Genomic DNA, 21,622 nt, shown 5'->3' with positions numbered 1-21,622 from the left:
TTAATTTTATATAATGCTGTTAAATCTGCGTAATTAGCGAGATCTGCGAGACAAAAGATAGATAATATCATTTGTGAGAAACAAGTTCTGATTTTTATATTCTCCCGCAGATTTTGCAGATGACGCAGATGTTTGGGTTTAATTTTATATAATGTTGTTAAATCTGTATAATTAGCGGGATCCGCGGGAGAAAAGATATATCATGTCATTAATGTTTAAATAAAAAAAGCATCCAAAAAAATGAATGCTTTTAAAAATTTATTTAATAAACCCTCTGTTTCTCAATAAAGGTTTGATATCCGGATCATGTCCTGTAAAATCTCTGAATGCCTGATTCAAATCAACAGAGTTTCCTACAGAAAGAATATATTTTCTGAAACGATCTCCGTTTTCTCTTGTCAGTCCACCGTTCTTTGAAATCCATTCCCATGCATCATTATCCAATGTTTCTGACCATAAATAAGCATAATATCCTGCAGAATAACCACCACCCCAGATATGGGCAAAATAAGGGGTGTGATATCTCGGTGGAACTGTTGCCAAAGTGAACCCGTGTTTTGCTAACGATTGTTTTTCAAAATCTAAAACAGGGATCAACTCGCTCTCATTAGTTACTGTATGCCAATCCATATCTAAGGCCGCAGCAGAAACTAACTCGGTTGTCATATATCCCTGATTGAAAGTTGCCGCTTTTTTAATTTTATCAACTAACGCCTGTGGAATTGGTTGTTTGGTTTCGTAATGAAGCGCATAGTTTTTCAAAACTACCGGATCTAAAGCCCAGTGTTCGTTAATTTGTGAAGGGAACTCTACAAAGTCCCTTGGTACGTTTGTTCCTGAAAGTGAAGGGTATTTCTGGCTTGCAAACATTCCGTGAATAGAGTGTCCGAATTCGTGGAAAATTGTGGTTACATCATCATAGCTGATTAATGAAGGTTTTCCAGGAGCTGGTTTCTGATAGTTGTAACAGTTTACAATGACAGGTTTTGTTCCTAAAAGGTAAGATTGCTCAACGAAATTGCTCATCCATGCTCCTCCATTTTTAGAATCTCTCGTGTAGAAATCTAAATAATAGATGGCAATTGATTTTCCGTCGTGATCGAAGACTTCGTACGTTACAACATCAGGATGGTACACCGGAAGATCTGTTCTTTTTTTGAAAGTCAATCCGTAGAATTTTTCAGCAGCGAAGAAAACTCCTTTTTCCAACACAGTTGTGATTTCAAAATAAGGTTTTATTTCACTTTCATCAAGATCAAATTTTGCCTTTCTCACTTGTTCAGCATAGAAATTCCAGTCCCAAGGTTCAACTTTGAAACCTCCTTTTTGCTGATCGATCAGATCCTGGATGTCTTTTGCTTCACGTCGTGCCGTTTCTACCGCAGGTGTCGCAATTTGGTTCATTAATTTAGTAGCTGCTTCAGGTGTTTTTGCCATCTGGTCTTGTAGCTTCCATTCTGCGAAACTTTTTTTACCTAAAATCTGAGCTTTTCTAAGTCTTAGATTTGCTAATTTTTCAATAGTTTCTCTTGTATCACTTGCATCTCCTTTTTCAGCTCTCAACCAAGATGCTTTGAATAATTTTTCTCTGCTTGCTCTGTTTTTAAGATTTTGCAAAAGAGGTTGCTGCGTCGTATTTTGTAAAGCTAATAAATATTGTCCCGGTTTTCCGGCATTTTTAGCATCACTTGCCGCTGCTGCGATTTCATCAGCTGAAAGTCCGTCCAGTTCTTTGGCATCGGTAAAGAAAACACCGCCTTGCTTTCTTGCTTCTAATAATTTATTCGAATATTGTGTAGAAAGAGAAGCCAATTCCTGATTGATCTGCTTTAATTTTTCTTTATCAGCCGCAGAAAGATTAGCTCCTGCAATTTCGAAGTTTTGCTTATAATATTGTAATAGTTTTTTACTTTCAGCATCTAATCCATCTTCAGAAATCGCTTTAATTCTTTTATAAAGGTTTTCATTGAGATACATTTTATCCGAATGTGCGGCAAAAATCGGAGCATATTCTTCATCTAAAGCCTGTAAAGTAGGATTGGTATTCGCGCTTGTAAGGTTTGAAAATACAATGACCGCTCTTTTTAAAATCTCACCGCTTTTTTCTAAAGCAACGATCGTATTTTCAAAAGTAGGAGCATCAGGATTATCGGCAATGCCTAAAATCTGAGAATCATGTTGCTTGAGTCCGAAATCAAAAGCTGGTTTAAAATGTTCATTCTTAATTTTATCAAACTGAGGAGCCTCATATTGAAGTTTGCTTTTCTTCATGAAAGGGTTTGATGCCAGTTCGGCAGGAATTAAGATTTCCTGTTGATTATCGGCTTTTTTCATTGTAGTACAAGAGTAGTTAAATGCTAATGCAGAAATTAATAATACTGATGTAATATTTTTCATAAATTAGTTGTTATTAAAAGTATAAAGATATTAAAACTAAAATTTATAAAAGAACCAAACATGAGATCACAAACTATTTTTATTTTTTCGGCCTTTCTGTTATTAGCATCATGTGAGAAGCATGATCGAAGAAACGGAGAACAGGAAAAAAGCGGTTGGGTAGAAAAAGTTATTACAAAAGATAATGGACCCATCAAACAGAAAGAAGTAACAGGCGATTTTGATGAAATTGAAGTTTCGCAGGCTATAGATGCTGAGATTATAAAATCAGATGTTGAGAAAGTGTTGATTTCTGCTCCTCAAAATATTATTGATGAGGTATTGGTAGATATTAATGGAGGTAACCTTCATATTCATTACAAAAAAGGAATACGAGTAATGAACAGCCACAATGTTTCTGCAAAAATTTATACCAAAGATTTTTCAAAACTGAATGCAAATTCAGCGGCAAGTATTACGGTTAAAGATAAATTTACTCAGGAAAAAACACATGTTGAAGTTTCCAGTGCAGCATCCGTTTCCGGAAATCTTGAAGCAAATGACTTTGATATTTCTGTAGACAGCAGCAGTAATTTTAACGGAAAAATATGGGCTGTTGATCTGGATATAGAAGCTTCTTCAGGAGCAAGTATTGATGTTTCAGGAAAAGCCAAAAAAGCTGATGTCACTTCTTCTTCAGGAAGTAGTGTTTCTGCAAAAGAGCTTGTAGCTGATAATGTAAGTGCAGAAGCATCAAGCGGTGCAAGTGTACAAATAAGTGCTACTTCATCCATTAAAGCAGAAGCTTCTTCAGGAGGAAGCGTGAATGTGTATAAAAGAGGTAATGTAACTTCTGTAACGAAAGAAGAGAGTAGTGGCGGAAGTGTTACAATTGAATAAATCTAAACATGGGTTTCTTCATCTTCCTCATCGGCAGATGAAGAACCTTCCCAATTTCGAGTATCAAAATTAAGATTATCGTATGCTAATAATTCCTCCTCTCGTTGGAGGATTTCTTTTGTGGTAAAAAGATTGAGATCATCTCCTTCTTCTTTTATTTTTGCTAATTTTCTTACTGAAGCTTTATCAATAGCCATAAATCTTTTCCCCAGTCTTCTTGCAGCATATTTTCTCATTCCTGTTTCGTGCAGAACATCTACCGCCATATCAACAGCAGTTCCCAGTGTTTCACGGTAAATATTGTCAATTCCGTTGTTGAGATAATTATAAGCATCAATTCTGTTTTTCGCTCTGACGAAAATTTTCACCTTAGGATAATGTTCTCTTACAAGCTCTGCAATAAATGTATTATCATCAGGATCATCAAGACAAAGAACCAGGATTTCGGCGTCCTCAATTCCTGCAGCTCTTAGAATAGGAATTCTTGTAGCATCTCCATAGTATACTTTAAAGCCGTAACTTCTTAATAATTTCACACGATCCGAATCTCTATCCAAAACGGTTGCGGTTACTTTATTGGCTTTAAGAAGCCGACCTACCGTACTTCCAAAATGTCCAAAACCTACAATGATGATTTTTTTCTGAGAAACATTATTTTCCAAAATATTAAAATCATTGCTTTGTTCAGGGATTTCTTTAATGAATTTAGGAGTGATGATTTTATCGTTAATAATTAAAAGAAATGGGGTAACACACATTGTGATTGCGGTTACTGCCATCATTTGGGCATTGAGTTCAGGACTTACTAAATAAAGACTCGAAGCATAATTGATTAATACAAATGCGAATTCTCCCACCTGAGAAAGAGCAAATGCATAAAACAAACTTTGAGGATTATCTATTCTGAAAAACTTTCCGATCGTAAATAAAACGACAAACTTTATACTTAAAACGGCAAAAACAGTACTGAAAATAAAAACAGGATCTTTCTGGATCACATTAAAATTCATCGTAGAACCCACACTGACAAAAAATACAGCCAATAATAACCCTTTGAAAGGATCAATCTGGGCTTCCAATTCATGACGGAATTCACTGTTCGCAAGCATGACGCCTGCAAGGAAAGCTCCTAAAGCGGGAGATAAGCCAATGGCAACCATCAGTTCAGAAACTCCGATTACCAAAAATAGGGAAGAGGCCGTTAAAAGTTCCGTCATTCCTGATTTTGAAACATATCTTAAAAAAGGAACAAAGACGTACCGCCCTAATAAAATTAAGATCACAACACCTAAAATTACGGTCGCAAACTGCATCCATTCCGGAAGTGTTTGTATAAGGACCTGAATTTCGTTATCATGATGCCTAGCTTTATAATTGGCAATAATCGGAAGGATCGCCAATATGGGAATCACTGCAATATCCTGAAATAAAAGGGTAGAAAATGAGGCTTCTCCAGCCAATGTTTTTAAATTGTTTTTTTCCTGTAAAGTCTGCAAAACAATAGCGGTAGAGGATAGCGCAAAACACATGGCAATGGCGACAGCTTTGTCAACTTTCCAGCCAGCCCAAACGAACACTAAGAAGAGGAGAGAAATGGTTAAAAGCATTTGTGTAAGCCCTAATCCAATAATTTTCTTTCGCATTTCCCAAAATTTTCGGGGTTCCAGTTCCAATCCTACCAGAAATAAAAGCATAATCACCCCAAATTCACTGGCGTGCATAATGTCATTGACGTCTTTCCCTGTGAGTTTAAGAACATAGGGGCCAATAATAATTCCTCCTGCGAGGTATCCAATTACAGAGCTTAATCCAAATTTTCTTACCAGCGGAACCATAATAATGGCAACGCCTAAAAAAATAAGGGTGTTCATTGCTAAACTGGATTCCATAGGTTACTGATTCAAAAGTTCTGTGAATTCGTGCTTATGTAAAATGATTTCTTTTTTTGATAATTTATTGGCTTCGTAAACGATTTTAATACTTTTAAGATTAGCTTTAAAGACATTTAACGAAACAATAAGTCCGCTGATAAGTTCTTCTACAGTATATTTATACGTACCGTTCTTGCTGAAAGATCTTTCTTTTCCTCCGGTAGTCACTAAAATATAAACTTCTTTGTTGGCCAATGGATTATATTCTCCTTCTTTTAGCCAATCACGATCAAAAACTTCATCAATCCAAAGTCTTAAAAGAGGAGGGATTCCAAACCAAATCAAAGGGAACTGAAAAATAAAACGATCGTAGTTTTTTATCCTTTTTCTTTCCCTAAAAGCGGCAATATGAAAATCAGGATATTCTTCGTAAAGATCTCTGAGGGTAAAATGCTGATGACGAACATAGAAATTGATGAGCTCTGCATTCGAGTTTGAGTGCTCTAGATAAGGATGCGCAAAAACTACTAACGTCTTCTTCATAAACCTGTTTTCAGTAAATTTAATGAAAAATTTTTGAATTAACGGTAGGTTTTAGATAGGTTTGTTGATTTTTTAATATTGAAAATTGAATTTTGAGTTAAAAAAAAGAAAAAATGAGAGTTTAAATTTTGTTTTCTTTAATTTTTAATGCTGTTTCTTTATTAAACGCGGAGTTCACAAAGATTTTTCTTTAATTGATTGTAGATATTTTTGGTTCGCAAAGGCGTTTCACTTAGCAATGGAAAATAATATAATTGTCATTATGATGAAGTAAGGATCTATCATTACAATTACTACCTACCTCAATTAATCCCAAAACATTTGTCATTCCGTAGGAATCTAAGCTTACATATTTAAAAGCGAAGCCGAGATTCCTACGGAATGACAAACAAGTTGGAAATTTATTTAGAATCTTAAAATTTTAATCAAGAATTAAAGTAGAATGGAGTAAATGTTAAATGAAATTCTACCATCCACCAGAAGCTCCACCTCCGCCGAAGCTGCCACCACCGCCGAAGCCTCCAAATCCGCCACCGCCGCTGGAACCTCCACCAAATCCACCGCCGCCGAAGCTACCAGGGAAAGGGAAGAATCCTCCGGGATAATTTCTTCTGCCTCTTCTTGTAATAATTACGTCGTCGTCATCGTAGTTTCCACCACCTTTTCCGCCGCCTCTGTTGCCGAAAAGAATAGCAATGATGATAAAGATGACAAAAGCGATAAGTGCTATTTTTAAAATACTTCCATCACCGCTTTCCTGATTGGCAATAGGTTTGAATTTCCCCTGAACGGCTTCCATTAATGCGGAAGTCCCTCTATTTATGCCTTCGTACCATTCACCTTTTTTGAAATGAGGAGTGACAATGTAGTCCAAGATTTGTCCTGCTACTGATGCGGTTAAATATTGCTCAACAGCTCTTCCCTGCTGAATAGACATGGTATGGTCTTCTGTGGCAATTAAAAAGACAATTCCATTGTCCTGTTCTTTGGTTCCGATTCCCCATTTTTCCCCAAACATGGTTGCTACAAAGTTGACGTCTTCTCCTTTTGTAGAAGGAATAATGATCACTTCAATTTCCGTTGAGGTAGAATCTGCGAATTTGATGAGTTTATTATTCAGGTCATTTTTTTCCTGTTGACTTAATAGATTGGCTTCGTCATAAACAGGATAGAGAATCGCTGGTTTTGCAGGAATGGTGTATTGTGCTGATACAAAACTGTAAAAGCAAATGAATAAAAATGAAAATACTGTTATTTTAAGTGAGTGTAATCTCATGAGATTTATCCATTATTATTTTCTTCAGGTTTTTTACTGACAACATTTATAATGTAAGATGTTGCAAGGTCAATTCCAGAATAAAATTGATTTTCTTTAAAATGAGGTGTAATTATATTATCTAATATATGCTGACAAATAGTTGTTGTTAGATTTTTTTCTAATCCAATACTCTGTTGTAAAGACATTTCTCTGTCGTTTTTGGCGATAAGAAGAACAACCCCATTGCCAAATTCTTTTGTCCCAATTTTCCATTTTTCACCAAACATAGTTGCTACAAAGTTGATATCTTCTCCTTGTACCGATGAAATGATAATAACAGCAATCTCAATTGATGTAGATTGTTCAAATTCAATAAGCTTACTATTTAACGATTCTTTTTCCTGTTGACTTAGTAAATTAGCTTCGTCATAAACAGGATAGAGAATCGCTGGTTTTTCAGGAATGGTGTATTGTGCTGATACAAAACTGTAAAAGCATAGCAATACAAATGAAAATAGTATTTTAAGAGAACGTAATCTCATTAGGTAATTGATTGGGATTTTCTCCGGTTACGGGAAAATGTTTTTTAAGTTCAAGTCCTGTTTCCAGAATTGCACTTTTTAAAGCTTTATAATAATTTCCTTTAGCAAATTCAGCGGTAATATAATCATGCAGATGATTCCAATAGGATTGATGCACTTTCTCATGAATTCCTGTATCGCCGATAATGGTAAGATACTTTTGTTCAAAGTTTACATGAAAAAGCACCGCGTTTTTTTCTACCGTTTGATTAAGACATAATTTTTCGAAAATTTTAAATGCTGTTTTGGCATTATCATTTTCTGTATTCGAATCAATATGCACTCTGATCTCACCGGTAGAATGTTCTTCTGCGGATTGAATAGCTTCCACGAGGGAAGCTATTTGCTGATCTGTAAGAAAACTGCTCATTATTCTGAAAATACTTCAGGTGCTTTTTCAGCTCCTGCTTCAGCTTTGAATGCTGGTTTTTCTTTGAAATTGGTAAAGTTTGCCAAGATATTGTTAGGAAACTGTTTAATAGAAGTATTATACTTCTGTACCGCTTCATTATAATAAACCGTTTCGCTTCTGATACTGTTTTCGATAGCAGTATATTCTCTTTGGAAGTTAATATATTGCTGATCTGCTTTTAAATTAGGGTATTGTTCTACAACAGCCATCAATCTGCTTAAAGCTCCGGATAACTCTCCCTGTGCAGCTTGGAATCTTGCAACATCCTGTTCTGTCATATTGCTTGGATCAATGTTGATAGAAGTTGCTTTTGAACGGGCTTCAACTACTTTTGTAAGTGTTTCCTGTTCAAATTTTGAGTAAGATTTTACAGTTCTTTCCAAATTAGGGATAAGGTTCGCTCTTTTTTGATAAACGGTTTCCACATTTGCCCATTTGGTAATGACTTCCTGCTCCTGAGCTACGAAATTATTATATCCGTTTTTACCCCAGAAAAAGAGTATAGCAACAATAACGAGAAGAGCAATACCGATAGTTCCGGCGCTCAGACAGCCCTTGTTTTTCATAGTTTAATTTTTTTAAATTCTTGTCTTAACCAAATATACAAATTATGTGCTAATTTTGCGGAAAATTATTTGAATGACAACAATAGTGGTGGCAATGGGAGAGAAAAACGAAATTGGTTTTGAAAATCAGTTACTTTGGCATCTTCCGAAAGATTTAAAACATTTTAAAGATCTGACTTCGGGACACCCGATCATTATGGGAAGAAAAACGTATGAGAGTATCGGAAAGCCGCTTCCTAACCGTACCAATATTGTTGTATCCAGACAAAAAGACTGGTTTGAGGAAGGAATTTTAATTGTCGGAAGTATTAAAGAAGCTGTAAAGTTTGCAAAAAAGATCGATGAAGATGTTTTCATTATTGGTGGAGGAAAGGTGTATGAGCAAACAATGGATGTTGCGGATAAATTAGAAGTGACTTTAGTAAAAGCAGATTTGAAAGCCGATACGTACTTCCCGAAAATTGATTCTAAAGTATGGAAAAAAGTAGAGGAAGTATGTCATGAAAAAGACGAAAAGAATCAATATGATTTTTGCTTTCAGACGTACGAAAAAATTAAGAGCGAATAGTTGTAAGAATTCTGGTTGTTAACTTCTAGCATCTACCATTTAAATGTTTTATCTTTGCACTTCTAAAATTTAATAATGAATAAGTACATAAAGTTCGTAATCTCTGCGATAATTATTGCAGTAGCAGTTTATCTGATGATGAACAGGAATATCGGTTGGGGAATTGTTTTGGTTATTATTGCTGCCGCACCTATTTTACTTTTCTTTAAAAACGAATATATTTTGTTGGCTTTCTGGCAACTGAGAAAACAAAACATGGAAAAAGCGGCTGTTTGGTTGCAAAGCATCACGAACTACCAAGCTCAGCTTCATAAATCTCAATATGGATATTTCCATTATTTATTAGGGTTAACACAAGCTCAGGATCACCCGACAAAAGTAGAACCTTTAATGAAAAAAGCGTTGGAATACGGTTTAAATATGAAGCACGACAGAGCAATGGCAACATTGAATCTTGCTGCTGCAGCAATTTCTAAAGGAAGAAAACAGGAAGGACAAAAATTATTAGAAGAAGCGAAGAGATTGGACAGCGCAGGAATGATGACAGATCAGATCAAAATGATGAAAGACCAATTGAAAATGCCAACGATGCAGAAACATATGCATAATCCTAATATGAGAAATAGAGGGAAATTCTTTTAATTGAGATACATGTTCCGGGTTTTCGGAATTTAATTTATAAAATATAAGCACCTGTTTTTGGGTGCTTTTTTATTTTTACCTTTTAATAATAAATTTTGGCAAATATTGTTTCACGGATAAACACCAGCAATAAAAACCAAACATCTGCATAATCTGAAAAATCTACGGGATAATATTTTGAAACAAAGAAGAATCAACAAGTTGATTTGATGAAGCTTTATTGAGATGTTGGTTTCGATTTTAAAATTACATTTCAGAATTATTATGATCAGCCCCATAGAATTTTGGAATTTGCCAATGGTATTTTACAGCTAATGTTCTGATTGCTACAATTAATAAAATCGTGAAAATCTGGATTGCTGTAAAAGAAAGAGGAGTGAATTTTGTTAAGAGTAGGAATATAGAGCCACCGACAATACAAGCCGTAGCATAAATCTCTTTTCTGAAAATTAATGGAATTCGATTGAGTAGAATATCCCGGATAATTCCTCCGAAACAACCTGTAATGGTTCCTAAACCAACACAAATTAATGGATGGATATCTGCATTCAATCCTTTTTGAATCCCAATTATGGTAAACAATCCAAGTCCGAAGCTGTCGAAAATAAACAGAGTTACCTGAAAGTTTTTTTCAAGAGATTTAAAAATCATTGTGAAAATACTGGTCAAGATAATTAATGCACACGTCAGAAGATCATGCATCCAGAAAACAGGAATATCTAATAATAAATCTCTTACAGTTCCGCCACCAACAGATGTTACAAATGCAATAATAAGCACACCAAACGGATCAAGACGTTTCTGCATTGCTGCAAAACTTCCCGACATTGAAAAGGAAATGGTTCCAAGTACTTCTATGGCAAAATTGAACTGTTCGTGCATGGTTTATAAAAAATAAATGATAGTTGATGAATGATTTCTTCTTAAGCAAATTTTCTACCATTCTTCAACTATCATTTAAAGCTTATTGAAATTGTTTTTATTTTTCTTTTTCAACCCTTACAGAATCCGGAACCAGAAGTTCGTATTCTCCACCATGGTTGATAATTTCTCTTACAATACTACTGCTGATAAACGATTTTCCTGATGAAGTTAAAAGGAATACGGTTTCCAGTTTTTTATGAGCCAATGTTCTGTTGGTATGAGCGATAGCTTTTTCGAATTCAAAATCAGCAGGATTTCTTAAGCCTCGGATAATGTATTGAGCATTTTTTTCAAAACAATAATCAACCGTTAAGCCTTCAAAAAAATCAACTTCCACATTGGGAAATTCTGCAACAGAGTTTTGAATGAATTCTATTCTTTTCTCCAGAGGAAACATGTATTTTTTCTGAGAATTCTGCCCGATTGCAATGATTAATTTATCAAAAAGCGGAGCCGCTCTTTCTATAATATCATAATGTCCTAGAGTAATAGGATCAAAAGATCCTGGGAAAACAGCAATTTTCATAACTATTTTAGATTTTTAGCTAAAGCTTTTTCAACTTCGTTTCCACAAAGATCGGTGATAGAGATTCCGTAGATTTTTGCCTGTTGAGGAAGAATACTTGCAGGAGAGAATCCCGGATTTGTATTCATTTCCAACATATAAGGAATGCCGTTCATCAAAATATACTCGCTTCTTGAGAAACCGCTCATTCCTAAAGAATTGTAAGCTCTTTTTGAAATTTCTTCTACTCTTAGTCTTGTTTCATCATCAATTCTTGCTGGAGTAATTTCTTCTGAAGCCCCTTCGTATTTTGCTTCGTAATCGAAGAATTCATTTTGAGGAACGATTTCTGTAATTCCTAAAACAATAGTTTCTCCTTTGTAATCAATAACGCCTACAGAAACTTCCATTCCGTCTAGGAAGCTTTCAATTAAGATTTCATCATCTTCTTTAAACGCAATCTCTGTTGCTGCAATTAATTCAGATTTTTCTTTAACCTTAGAAATTCCTAAAGAGGATCCCGATTGATTGGGCTTAACAAAAACAGGAAGTCCAAGGTTTTCTACGATTTCATCCACATTGATTTCTTCTCCTTTTCTTAAATAAACACTTTTTGCGGAAGGAATTCCATATTTTGAAAGGACGGCTAATGTGTCTTTTTTATTGAATGTTAAAGCACTTTGATAAAAGTCACAACCGGTATATTTTTGTCCGATAGCATCCCAATACGCTTGAAGGATTCCATTTTCACCAGGTGTTCCATGGATGATATTGAAGCAGACATCAAATTTTAAAGTTTCATTGTTGTCCAATGTCACTGAAAAATCTCCTCTGTTGATGCTGTATTTTTTATCACTTTCATTCAAAAAATACCATTCATTTTTAAGAATGACTACTTTATATACATTATATATATTTCTATCTAAAGAATCATAGATTAATTGACCGCTTTTTAAGGAAACAACATATTCATCAGAATAGCCTCCCATTACTACGGCAACATTTTTTTTGCTCATATCTATATAGTATCAATGAAGCAAATTTAATGATTTTATGGAATCTAAGCCGGGAAAATGATAAATTTTAAAATCTGAATGAATTGTGTTAAATAAAAGTACATTCTAAAATTATTAGCTATATTTGCCGTTATAATTAAAGTCATTTTAAGTATGTTTAAATCACTTTTCAATTGGAAAGTTTTACTGAATTTATTAGTAGCCATCGGTGTTTTTGTGGGGTTGGTATGGCTTACCTTCCGTTGGTTGGAATATCATACTAATCATGGGCAGGAAATTCCTGTACCAAACGTGGTTAATAAAACAGTGCACGAAGCAATCAAAATATTGGATGATACAGGATTGGAATATGAAGTAGATAGTTCTAAATATGATCCGAAATTCAAGCCTTTCCAGGTTCTACAGGTATTTCCTTCACCCGGTTCTCGAGTGAAAGACGGCAGAACAGTGAGACTGAAGGTGAATCCTAAAACGTGGGCTTCTATTGCGCTTCCTGATGTAATTAATAAATATTCAGGATTGGCTTTCCAAAGATTGGAACAGGTTGGATTGAAAGTAGGAGATACAATATATGAGCCAAGTATTCAAAAGGATGCGGTTCTTAGAATTCTATTCAGAGGGGTAGAAGTAAAACCTAAAACCAAACTTCCGAGATTCTCTACGGTAGATGTAGTAATAGGTTCAGGACCTATGAGAAATATTGCAATTCCTAATGTGGTTGGGTTAACGGTAAAAGAAGCAAAAGCACTTATTACAAGAAGCAAATTCGAAGTAGGAGTGATAGAATATGAAGATGGAGGTAAAGATGAATCTGATATTGTATATTATCAGGATCCGGGTGCAGGAGATGCACGAGATCAAGGAATGCAGATCGATCTTTGGGCAAGTAAAAGGACTCCGGCTGAACTAAGAAATAAAATAGACCAGCTTAATTCTATGTATCGTATGAAGGAAGATACAGCACTGCCACCAGTAAGATACGAAGAAGTTGCGGTAGAGCCTGCTCATTTGGAAGAACAAGCTCCTCCTGCTCCTAAAAAAGAAACTCCTAAACCGGAACCTCAAAAGAGTACACCCGTAAAACCGGCAACTCCAGAGGATAAAGCAAAAACAACAGGAACTGGTAGTAAAACAACAACTACACAGCAACCTGCTGAAAAGCCAAAGGCTAAAAAAGAAATTATTCAATAATAGTATTCTTAATTATAAAACTATAGGCTTCAACTTTACTATGTTGAAGCCTTTTGTGTAAAAAATATAAAACAATGACAGAAGATAACGAAGACTTTTTAGATGAAGAATTATTAAATACCGACAGTATTGATAATATCGATATTGATGAGGAAAATAAAGGATTGTACGAGCATCTTAATCTTACTGTTGATAAAAGTCAGGAGCCATTAAGAATCGATAAGTTTTTATTGATTTTTCGTCAGAATTCTTCAAGAAATAAAATTTCACAAACCTGCAGAGCTGGGAACGTTATTGTGAACGGAGTAGCCGTAAAGCAGAATTACCGTGTAAAACCAGGGGATCAGATTTCTGTATTATTAGCACATCCGCCAAGAGAAAATGTAATTATTCCACAAGATATTCCGATTAATATCGTTTATGAAGATGACGATCTTGTTGTTGTAGATAAAGAACCTGGAATGGTGGTGCATCCGGGATTTGGAAACTGGGATGGAACTTTAGTGAATGCGCTGGCTTTCCATTTTGAAAAAAATGGCTCTAAATCTGATCTTGACAGAGTAGGATTGGTTCACAGAATCGATAAAGATACTTCAGGTTTATTGGTTATAGCAAAAAATGAATATGCACTAAGTTATTTGGCAAAACAGTTTTTTGACAGAAAAACCAAAAGATTATACTGGGCTTTTGTATGGGGAAATGTACAGGATGATGAAGGGACTATAAGAGGCCATATTGGGCGCCATCCTAAAAACAGAATGCAAATGCATACCTATGAAGACGGAAGCCAGGGGAAACATGCGGTAACACACTATAAAGTCTTAGAAAGATTTAAATATATGACTTGGGTAGAGTGTAAACTGGAAACGGGAAGGACGCACCAGATCAGAGCGCACTTCAAACACATCGGTCATACCTTATTTAATGATGAAAGATACGAAGGTCATACCCCTCTTAGAGGAGTGAATCTTCCTAAGTATAAGCAGTTTATAAAAAATGTTTTTGAAATTTTGCCTAGACATGCGCTACATGCCCATACTTTAGGATTCATACATCCAACTACGAAGAAGGAATTATATTTTGAAAGCCCAATGCCAAAAGATATGGCGGATGCTGTAAAAAAATGGAGAAATTATTTAGAAAACTAAAAATATATTGAGAATTTTTTTATATTTGTTGAATTGAAATCAAGATTTGTTATGAGAAAACTATATGCTATCGTATGTTTAGCTCTTTTGTCGAATGCATACAAAGCACAAGAATCACTTCCATATTATCAACAATACCTTTTGGATGGTGATTTCCTGTTCAATCCTGCTCAGTATGGAAAAACAGATGAAGTTCAACTTAATCTTAACTACCAACAACAATTTTCAAAGTTCAGCGAATCTCCAAATGTACAATCTGTGGGGATCAACGCGAATATCTTTGATAGAGTAGGTGCAGGTATTTCTGTGTTTAGAGATAGCAATGGGCCTATTTCGGCGGGAGGTATCACAGCGGGGGCTTCTTATTTTATCCCTTTAAGTAGTGAAGGAGACAGAAAAGATCAGTTCTCTTTCGGTACAAGTGTTAATTTTTATAATATGAATTTTGATTATTCAAAAATTAATACTGAAGAAGGTTACGATCCTTTATTGCAAGGAAACGAAAGCAATATTTTCATGGTGTATGCAAACTTCGGTTTAGCAGCTACGTATAGAAACTTATTTGGAGGAGTATCAGTTAATGATATCGCTTTGAGTAATGACGAATCTATCGTTAACAACTATGAGCCATCTCCAATTAAATTCTTCTTAAACTTAGGATATGACTGGCATGTAGGTGATAATATGTATTTCACTCCATCAGTTTTGGTAAACTTGAATACCAACTCTACCAGACTTATGGATTATAACTTGATGGCAACGTTCTTCAATGATATCAACTCTTTCTCTTTTGGGGTAAGCTATAGAGCTGCTCAAAACAGATTTGATAACCAGCAGTTACAGATTGCTCCAATCGTTAAAGTTAAATTTAACAAGTTTATGGTGGGAGCTACTTATAACCTAGGATTGTCTGATATTCAGGATTATGGAGGAAACAGCTTTATGCTAAGTGTAGGTTATAACTTCGATAACTTCATTAACCGTAGAGGATATAGATATTAATCAATTTAATTTAAATAAATTTGAGCTCTGAATTTTTCAGAGCTTTTTTTATGATCTACATTCACATTCCGTTTTGTAAGCAGAAATGCAGCTACTGCAATTTTCATTTTTCTACCTCCTTAAACTTTAAGGATGAAATGCTTGCTGCCATAAAGAAGGAAATCTTTTTGAGAAAAGATGAATTACAAAACAAAAAACTGCAGTCACTTTATTTTGGTGGCGGAACTCCGTCCATTCTATCTTCCGATGAAATAAAATCTTTAATTGACGAAACTCTAAAATATTTCAGCTTTGAAAAAGATATTGAAATTACTTTGGAGGCCAATCCTGATGATTTAGATAAAAACTTTTTGAAAGGCTTATCAGATTCTCCGGTCAATAGATTATCAATTGGAACCCAGAGTTTTTTTGAAGAAGATTTAAAATTGATGAATCGAGCTCATACAGCATCAGAAGCAGAAGGCTCAATTAAAAGAGCACAGGATTTTGGTTTTGAAAACTTAAGTATCGATTTGATTTACGGTTCACCAACTTCCAATCTTGAAATCTGGAAAGAAAATTTAAATAAGACAATTGCTCTGGAAGTTCCTCATATTTCTTCTTATGCTTTGACTGTGGAGCCTAAAACGGCTTTAGAAAACTGGATTTCCAAAGGAAAAATAATCAGTCCGAAAGAAGAAGAGCAAAATAAAGAATTCTATTATTTATCTGACTTTTTAAAAGATAATGGTTTCGAACATTATGAAGTTTCCAACTTTGCGAAACCGGGATTCTATTCAAGACACAATTCTGCATATTGGAAATATAAAGAATACTTGGGAATTGGTCCCTCTGCACATTCTTATAATGGTTTTGATATCAGAAGTTGGAATGTGGCTAATAATCAGCAATACATTAAAAAATTGAACTCAAATCTTTTGGCTAAAGAAGAAGAGATTCTTTCTCAGGAAGACCAGTTTAATGAAATGATCATGATTGGATTAAGGACAATTTGGGGTGTTGATCTTAAAAGTTTAAAAGAAAAATTCAATGACAATATTCTTGAACATTTTCAACATGAAATTAGATCAAAATTAGAAAAGGAGATCTTGACCATTGATAATGATCATTTAAAAATTCCTGAAAAGCATTGGTTTATGGCGGATGGAATTGCTTCGGATTTGTTTTTTGTCTAAATTCAACTCAACTATTGAGATGCTTCGACTTCGCTCAGCATGACAACTTGACTAATACTACTCATTTTATTTCACGATAGATTTTTGGCGATGTCATGCTGAGCTTGTCGAAGCATCTCTTTCAATAATGGTATATTGTGAAGCAAAATTCCTTATTTTTGTATAAAATTTCAGCTCAAATTGAAAAATAAAAAACCAGACTATTCGCATCTTTCATCCAGCCAGCCTATTGGTATTTTCGATAGTGGTGTAGGAGGATTAACGGTAGCTAAAGAGATAAAAAGACTTCTTCCACATGAAGATTTAATCTATTTTGGAGATACAAAACATCTTCCTTACGGTGAAAAATCTAAAGAAGCCATCATTGAATATTCTACAAAAATCACCAATTTTTTATTGGCACAGAATTGTAAAGCGATTGTCATTGCATGTAATACAGCGACAGCAAATGCTTTGAATGAAGTCATGGAATCTGTTGCAGGAAGAGTACCAGTCATTGATGTTATTAATCCCGTTGCGGAAAAAGTTTCGTATGAAATTCATAATAATGTAGGTGTTATTGCCACAAAAGCGACGGTGAATTCAGGGCTATACAAAAAAAGTATCCGTAAACATAATAAATGGATTAAAGTAGACGAACTGGCAACACCACTATTGGTTCCTGCTATTGAAGAAGGTTTTAAAAACCATCCGATTACGCATGCTATTATTTATAATTATTTAAGTAATAGTAAATTAAAAAATATTGAAACATTGATTTTAGGATGTACCCATTATCCTTTACTAATTGATGAAATCAAACAGTATTACGGAAACAGAGTTCGTGTTATTGATTCACCTAATATTGTGGCCAATCATTTAAAAATCATTTTAGATAAATATAATCTTCTGAATGATAACAACCCAAAACCGAATTACCATTTCTATCTCTCAGATTTGACGAAAAATTTCGAGAAAATTTCAAAGAAATTCTTCGGAAAAACGATCGACTTAGAATTGAAAGTATTATAAAATAAAAAAGCTGTTTCGAAATGAAGCAGCTTTTATTTTTACGGAATTAAATTTCTAAAATAACCTTTTTCTTTTCCAGTCTTCTCTTTGGAGTATGGATAGGTTGGTTGCTATCATCTTCAGCTCTTTCACCTATGGCAACAGCAAATAAGGTTTCGTAGTTTCCATTATTTAAAATAGCATCATATTTTTCAGGTTCAATACCTTCCATAGGAGTAGAATCAATTCCCATATCTGCACAAGCGGCAAGAAGAACTCCTAAAGACAGATAAACTTGATGTCCAAGCCAGGCTTTAATTGCTGATTCACCTTTAGGTTTTACCATAGTTCTATAATAAGATACAGAACCTTCAGGAAGAACTTCCTCAATTTGTTTTTCAAAATCTTCTGTTTTTTTAATAACCTGAAAAACGATTAATAAATTACTATTAAACACTTTCTCTTTATTAAAATAAGAAGCTTCTGCCAATTTCTCTCTTATTTCTGAATCTCTGTTTACAAAAACAAAATTCCAAGGTTGGCTGTTGATGGAAGACGGACTCAGATGCAAGATCTCTTTTAATTGTTGAATTTTTTCTTCACTGATTGTCGCTTGAGAATTATACTTTTTCACAGTATATCTCGATTTCATTTTTTCTAAAAAGTTCATAATTTTATACTATATTTTTTATAGTTACAAAATTAATTTAAGTTTACTACCTTTGCAATAACGGTAAAAAATGATAGTATAAAATAATATCGAGATGTATACAATAGATGATAAGACTTATCCGTGCTGTACAAGTGTTACCATGCGGTTTATTGGAGGAAAATGGAAAGCTGTAATCTTATTTCATCTTATTGATGGAAGAAAACGTTATAACGAATTAAGAAAATTGATTCCTACGATTACAGAAAGGACGTTAAGCCTGCAATTGAAACAATTGGAGGAAGATGGTATTATTGATCGACAGGTTTTTACAGAAAAACCGCCATTGATGGTAGAATATAGTCTTACAGATTTTGGGAAAACGTTGCTTCCTGTATTAAATGAAATTACGAAATGGGGAACTGAAGCTTCAGAAAACTCAAAAAAAATAATCAAGAAAAAAATTTCCTGATTATTCTGCTATTTCTGTATTCACTTCTTTATTCGGTTCAAAAAAGCTGAAACTTACATTCCCGTATTTTCTTGTATCAATCAGATTCGGATGATCAAATTTCATTCGGCTTTGGTGCTCTACGATCAGAGTTCCGTTTTCTTTTAAATATTTGTTATTCAAAACTAAAGAAATCAATTCGTGGTATTTTTTTTCTTCCATTTCGAAAGGAGCGTCAGAAAATACCAATTCAAAAGACTTTTTGTTTCTGAATTTTTTTAACCAGTCAAAAACATCGCCTCTCTGAACATTTACCTGTAAATTGAACCCCAATTCTGAAGCGGTCGTATTGAGAAAGCTGGTATGTTTCGGATTCATTTCCACAGAAGTGATATCTTGACATCCTCTGGAAGCAAACTCAAAAGTGATAGAGCCAATTCCTGCAAATAAATCAAGCACAGAGATAGACTGCATATCATATTTATTCTCCAGAATACTAAATAATGCTTCTTTTGCAAAATCTGTAGTAGGTCTTACATCAAAATTCTTCGGAGCAGCAATTTTTTTGGCTTTCCATTTGCCTGAGATTATTCTGTACATATATGTTTAGGTTTTAGGTAATAGATAGCAGATAAAAACTAAAGTCGGTAATCTGCGACCTGCAACCTAATTAAGTATAAAATTTTTATTAGGAATATTATCAAATACAATTTTCAGATTCTTTACAAACTTTTGCAATTCTGAAATGAAGGTTTCGTTTTCTGTAGTCTCACCATAGGCAAAAAAGCTGGTTTCATTGATTCCGAAACCTATTTTACTTAAAGTGAACATAACAAAATAAAGAAAATCAACTTCTGAATTGACATCCAGATTATTATATAGGATAATTTTTTTATCGTCAATTGCAAAAAACTCACATTGGTTGTGGTACAAATTAATGTGAATTTCTTTATTGCTTTTATTCTGAATAGAGTTTAAAAATCGCTCTCCAGAAAAATTAAAATGAACAGGAATGTCTAAGTTCTTTATTTTTTGATAAAAATTCTTCGGAAAAGTATAATAAAACTGAACTTTGAACTTTTTGTTGACAGAAAGCATCAGCTCTTCATTTTCCTTATCAACAGGAGCGTTAAAGGCGATTAAGTCAAAACCTGCGTCATGCTCAGAAAAACCTTCCGGCATTAAGGTAAAATGATTCAGTGCTGAAATTACCTGAATTTCATCAAATTTTTGTTTACCCAACACTTCATCCAGCTTTTGTGAGATGAAATTTTCCGGAGTTTCTTCGTCTACGAAATAAGATTTTTCCTCCACAATGCTTTTATTTTTAGCGATTTGTGAGATTAATCCGTCTTTGGTAAAAAGTAAATTAAGTACGTTCATATTTCAATTCCTGCAAATTTAGTGAAATTCTACCATTACTGCACCTGATTGATGATGAAGTATTTCCTTATTGTAAAAATCGAGATTGGTCTGACTTTCCAAAGTGTCCCAAACCATTTTTTGTAAAGTTCCGTCACCAATTCCGTGTACAATTTCCAGTCTTTTGAGGTGGTTTTTTCTACAGAATGTAAGTGTTTCCACCAGTTTTTCCTTTTGAATGAACAATCTTTCAAAACTGTCATAATCATTCGGATTTTTAACTAAATTATGAAAATGCAGATCCAAAACCAAATGGTTTCTTTGATGTTTTTTTGAAATATTCTTTTTCGGTTCCGATTTCTTCACGACTTCTACGGTTTCATAAAAATCTGAAATTTTCGGAACCAGCTTCTCTTTCGGATATTGATGAGTGAATCCGTATTCATCCTTAAACACAACAATATTTCCATGAACGGAAGTGATTACCCCGTTTAAATCTTCGTCTACCACAGAAACTTTGTCTCCAATCTTCATTTTTATTACATTTTATTTAGGTCCCAATTCAATGACTTCCAGATCCTTTATTTCCGTATCATCGATTACAAAACGCATCATCGTTCTCATTGTATGCCACCCCTGTTTGCCGCAAGCTCCGGGATTCAGGTGGAGTAAATTGTTTTTTTCATCAAACATAGCCTTCAAAATATGAGAATGTCCGGAAATAAATAAATTCGGTGCCTTTTCAGAAATTTCTTTTTTGGTCAAAGGAGTATATTTTCCGGGATATCCGCCAATATGAATCATGAGAACTTCTACATTTTCACACGAAAAACGATTGACTTCAGGAAATTCAGAACGAATTTTTGCATTGTCGATATTTCCATAAACTCCTTTTAAGGGCTTGATTTTTTCAAGCTGTTCAATGACTTCAATACTTCCGAAATCTCCGCCATGCCAAATTTCATCAGCTTGCTGAGCATATTCCAAAATTCGGTCATCGATGTAGGAATGAGAATCGGAGAGAAGAAGGATTTTTGTCATTATCTAAGTGTTCTTTCAGTAATATTTTCGTCGTATTTATTTTTAAAAACCTGTACTCTGTCAGGATTCAGCTCACCTTCTGTAGTAATTACTCTTTCTTTTAATAACCATTTGATCAGCTTTTCCATTCCTTTTCTGGAATTCATGAAATTGGCAATTTTTGTAAAATCCTTAGATTCTACTTTTGTTTTTTCAGATAAAAAATTTAAAATAAAATAATCATCATCCTGATACATGGGTGTTTCGTTATCCATATACTTATACATCAGGATTTCATCATCATTTTTCATAGTGAAGAATGAGTACTGAGCAATATTTATTTTTTCGGCTTTCAGAATCTGTTTACCATCAAGTAAAACCTTGTCATCCTTAATGACAATGTCTTGAGAAAAGTATAAGTTGAAACTTAAAGTTAATAAAAATAAAGCCAGTAATTTTTTTAGTGTCATTT

Annotated in this window: 25 protein-coding genes; 9 read left to right on the top strand and 16 right to left on the bottom strand. The window is 34.2% G+C overall.

The window, feature by feature from the left end:
- Positions 1–258: 258 nt before the first annotated feature.
- Positions 259–2,397, bottom strand: a complete 2,139-nt coding sequence (locus tag RM51_RS16515) for a M3 family metallopeptidase (protein WP_039372193.1) — start codon at positions 2,395–2,397, stop codon at positions 259–261.
- Between the two features lie 60 nt (positions 2,398–2,457).
- On the opposite strand from RM51_RS16515, the gene RM51_RS16510 reads away from it, so the two are divergent.
- Complete coding sequence (locus tag RM51_RS16510) at positions 2,458–3,276, top strand: head GIN domain-containing protein (protein WP_039372190.1); 819 nt, start codon at positions 2,458–2,460, stop codon at positions 3,274–3,276.
- A 2-nt stretch (positions 3,277–3,278) separates the two neighbouring features.
- Here RM51_RS16510 and RM51_RS16505 read toward each other — a convergent pair whose 3' ends face one another.
- The 6 genes from RM51_RS16505 to RM51_RS16480 all read right to left on the bottom strand — a co-directional run bounded on the left by RM51_RS16505 (position 3,279) and on the right by RM51_RS16480 (position 8,507).
- A complete protein-coding gene (locus RM51_RS16505; protein WP_039372188.1) occupies positions 3,279–5,165 on the bottom strand; it encodes a monovalent cation:proton antiporter-2 (CPA2) family protein in 1,887 nt (628 codons plus the stop codon).
- A 3-nt stretch (positions 5,166–5,168) separates the two neighbouring features.
- A complete protein-coding gene (locus RM51_RS16500) occupies positions 5,169–5,690 on the bottom strand; it encodes an NAD(P)H-dependent oxidoreductase (RefSeq protein ID WP_039372186.1) in 522 nt (173 codons plus the stop codon).
- A 466-nt stretch (positions 5,691–6,156) separates the two neighbouring features.
- Entirely contained in the window at positions 6,157–6,966 is an 810-nt protein-coding gene (locus RM51_RS16495; protein ID WP_039372184.1) for a TPM domain-containing protein, read from the bottom strand.
- A gap of 5 nt (positions 6,967–6,971) precedes the next feature.
- Positions 6,972–7,490, bottom strand: a complete 519-nt coding sequence (locus tag RM51_RS16490; RefSeq protein ID WP_052248542.1) for a TPM domain-containing protein — start codon at positions 7,488–7,490, stop codon at positions 6,972–6,974.
- Complete coding sequence (locus RM51_RS16485) at positions 7,471–7,899, bottom strand: TPM domain-containing protein (RefSeq protein ID WP_185095017.1); 429 nt, start codon at positions 7,897–7,899, stop codon at positions 7,471–7,473. The genes RM51_RS16490 and RM51_RS16485 overlap by 20 nt, the downstream gene beginning before the upstream one ends.
- Entirely contained in the window at positions 7,899–8,507 is a 609-nt protein-coding gene (locus tag RM51_RS16480; protein WP_039372181.1) for a LemA family protein, read from the bottom strand. The genes RM51_RS16485 and RM51_RS16480 overlap by 1 nt, the downstream gene beginning before the upstream one ends.
- Positions 8,508–8,580: 73 nt before the next feature.
- Here RM51_RS16480 and RM51_RS16475 point away from each other — a divergent pair, with 73 nt between their 5' ends.
- Entirely contained in the window at positions 8,581–9,075 is a 495-nt protein-coding gene (locus tag RM51_RS16475; RefSeq protein ID WP_039372179.1) for a dihydrofolate reductase, read from the top strand.
- Between the two features lie 75 nt (positions 9,076–9,150).
- A complete protein-coding gene (locus RM51_RS16470) occupies positions 9,151–9,717 on the top strand; it encodes a hypothetical protein (protein ID WP_039372177.1) in 567 nt (188 codons plus the stop codon).
- 246 nt (positions 9,718–9,963) lie between these two features.
- Here the strand turns inward: RM51_RS16470 and RM51_RS16465 are convergent, their stop codons facing one another.
- From RM51_RS16465 to RM51_RS16455, 3 genes are all read right to left on the bottom strand, one after another.
- On the bottom strand, positions 9,964–10,599 hold the full coding sequence (locus tag RM51_RS16465; RefSeq protein WP_039372175.1) for a trimeric intracellular cation channel family protein: 636 nt from the start codon (positions 10,597–10,599) through the stop codon (positions 9,964–9,966).
- 97 nt (positions 10,600–10,696) lie between these two features.
- Positions 10,697–11,167, bottom strand: coding sequence for a pantetheine-phosphate adenylyltransferase (gene coaD / locus RM51_RS16460; RefSeq protein ID WP_039372174.1), 471 nt, complete (start codon positions 11,165–11,167; stop codon positions 10,697–10,699).
- 2 nt (positions 11,168–11,169) lie between these two features.
- Positions 11,170–12,162 carry a D-alanine--D-alanine ligase gene (locus RM51_RS16455; RefSeq protein ID WP_039372172.1) on the bottom strand — a complete coding sequence of 331 codons (993 nt, stop codon included), beginning with the start codon at positions 12,160–12,162 and terminating at the stop codon, positions 11,170–11,172.
- 153 nt (positions 12,163–12,315) lie between these two features.
- Between RM51_RS16455 and RM51_RS16450 the strand changes: the two genes are divergently transcribed.
- The 5 genes from RM51_RS16450 to murI all read left to right on the top strand — a co-directional run bounded on the left by RM51_RS16450 (position 12,316) and on the right by murI (position 17,689).
- The gene (locus tag RM51_RS16450; RefSeq protein WP_039372170.1) at positions 12,316–13,353 is read left to right on the top strand and encodes a PASTA domain-containing protein; all 1,038 of its coding nucleotides are present in this window, start codon (positions 12,316–12,318) and stop codon (positions 13,351–13,353) included.
- Between the two features lie 74 nt (positions 13,354–13,427).
- Positions 13,428–14,501 (top strand): RluA family pseudouridine synthase, encoded by a 1,074-nt coding sequence (locus RM51_RS16445; RefSeq protein ID WP_039372168.1) that lies wholly within the window; start codon positions 13,428–13,430, stop codon positions 14,499–14,501.
- 51 nt (positions 14,502–14,552) lie between these two features.
- Positions 14,553–15,503 (top strand): PorP/SprF family type IX secretion system membrane protein, encoded by a 951-nt coding sequence (locus tag RM51_RS16440; protein ID WP_039372167.1) that lies wholly within the window; start codon positions 14,553–14,555, stop codon positions 15,501–15,503.
- Positions 15,504–15,553: 50 nt separating this feature from the next.
- Entirely contained in the window at positions 15,554–16,678 is a 1,125-nt protein-coding gene (gene hemW / locus RM51_RS16435; protein ID WP_084111187.1) for a radical SAM family heme chaperone HemW, read from the top strand.
- A 180-nt stretch (positions 16,679–16,858) separates the two neighbouring features.
- The gene (gene murI / locus RM51_RS16430; protein ID WP_039372162.1) at positions 16,859–17,689 is read left to right on the top strand and encodes a glutamate racemase; all 831 of its coding nucleotides are present in this window, start codon (positions 16,859–16,861) and stop codon (positions 17,687–17,689) included.
- Positions 17,690–17,735: 46 nt separating this feature from the next.
- Here murI and RM51_RS16425 read toward each other — a convergent pair whose 3' ends face one another.
- Positions 17,736–18,338, bottom strand: coding sequence for a nitroreductase family protein (locus tag RM51_RS16425; RefSeq protein ID WP_039372160.1), 603 nt, complete (start codon positions 18,336–18,338; stop codon positions 17,736–17,738).
- 94 nt (positions 18,339–18,432) lie between these two features.
- On the opposite strand from RM51_RS16425, the gene RM51_RS16420 reads away from it, so the two are divergent.
- A complete protein-coding gene (locus RM51_RS16420) occupies positions 18,433–18,789 on the top strand; it encodes a winged helix-turn-helix transcriptional regulator (RefSeq protein WP_052248541.1) in 357 nt (118 codons plus the stop codon).
- Here the strand turns inward: RM51_RS16420 and RM51_RS16415 are convergent, their stop codons facing one another.
- From RM51_RS16415 to RM51_RS16395, 5 genes are all read right to left on the bottom strand, one after another.
- Positions 18,790–19,368 carry an RsmD family RNA methyltransferase gene (locus RM51_RS16415; protein WP_039372157.1) on the bottom strand — a complete coding sequence of 193 codons (579 nt, stop codon included), beginning with the start codon at positions 19,366–19,368 and terminating at the stop codon, positions 18,790–18,792. It lies immediately after the preceding gene.
- A gap of 66 nt (positions 19,369–19,434) precedes the next feature.
- Positions 19,435–20,151, bottom strand: a complete 717-nt coding sequence (locus RM51_RS16410) for a DUF3822 family protein (protein WP_039372154.1) — start codon at positions 20,149–20,151, stop codon at positions 19,435–19,437.
- A gap of 18 nt (positions 20,152–20,169) precedes the next feature.
- Entirely contained in the window at positions 20,170–20,664 is a 495-nt protein-coding gene (locus RM51_RS16405; protein ID WP_039372152.1) for a Smr/MutS family protein, read from the bottom strand.
- Positions 20,665–20,676: 12 nt separating this feature from the next.
- Positions 20,677–21,171 carry a metallophosphoesterase family protein gene (locus RM51_RS16400; protein ID WP_039372150.1) on the bottom strand — a complete coding sequence of 165 codons (495 nt, stop codon included), beginning with the start codon at positions 21,169–21,171 and terminating at the stop codon, positions 20,677–20,679.
- Positions 21,171–21,620 carry a hypothetical protein gene (locus RM51_RS16395; RefSeq protein ID WP_039372148.1) on the bottom strand — a complete coding sequence of 150 codons (450 nt, stop codon included), beginning with the start codon at positions 21,618–21,620 and terminating at the stop codon, positions 21,171–21,173. Before RM51_RS16395 ends, RM51_RS16400 begins: the two co-directional genes overlap by 1 nt.
- Positions 21,621–21,622: the final 2 nt, after the last annotated feature.

This window comes from Chryseobacterium taiwanense (assembly GCF_000813825.1).
GTDB lineage: Bacteria > Bacteroidota > Bacteroidia > Flavobacteriales > Weeksellaceae > Chryseobacterium > Chryseobacterium taiwanense.
This window is presented reverse-complemented; position numbering and strand designations above follow the sequence as displayed.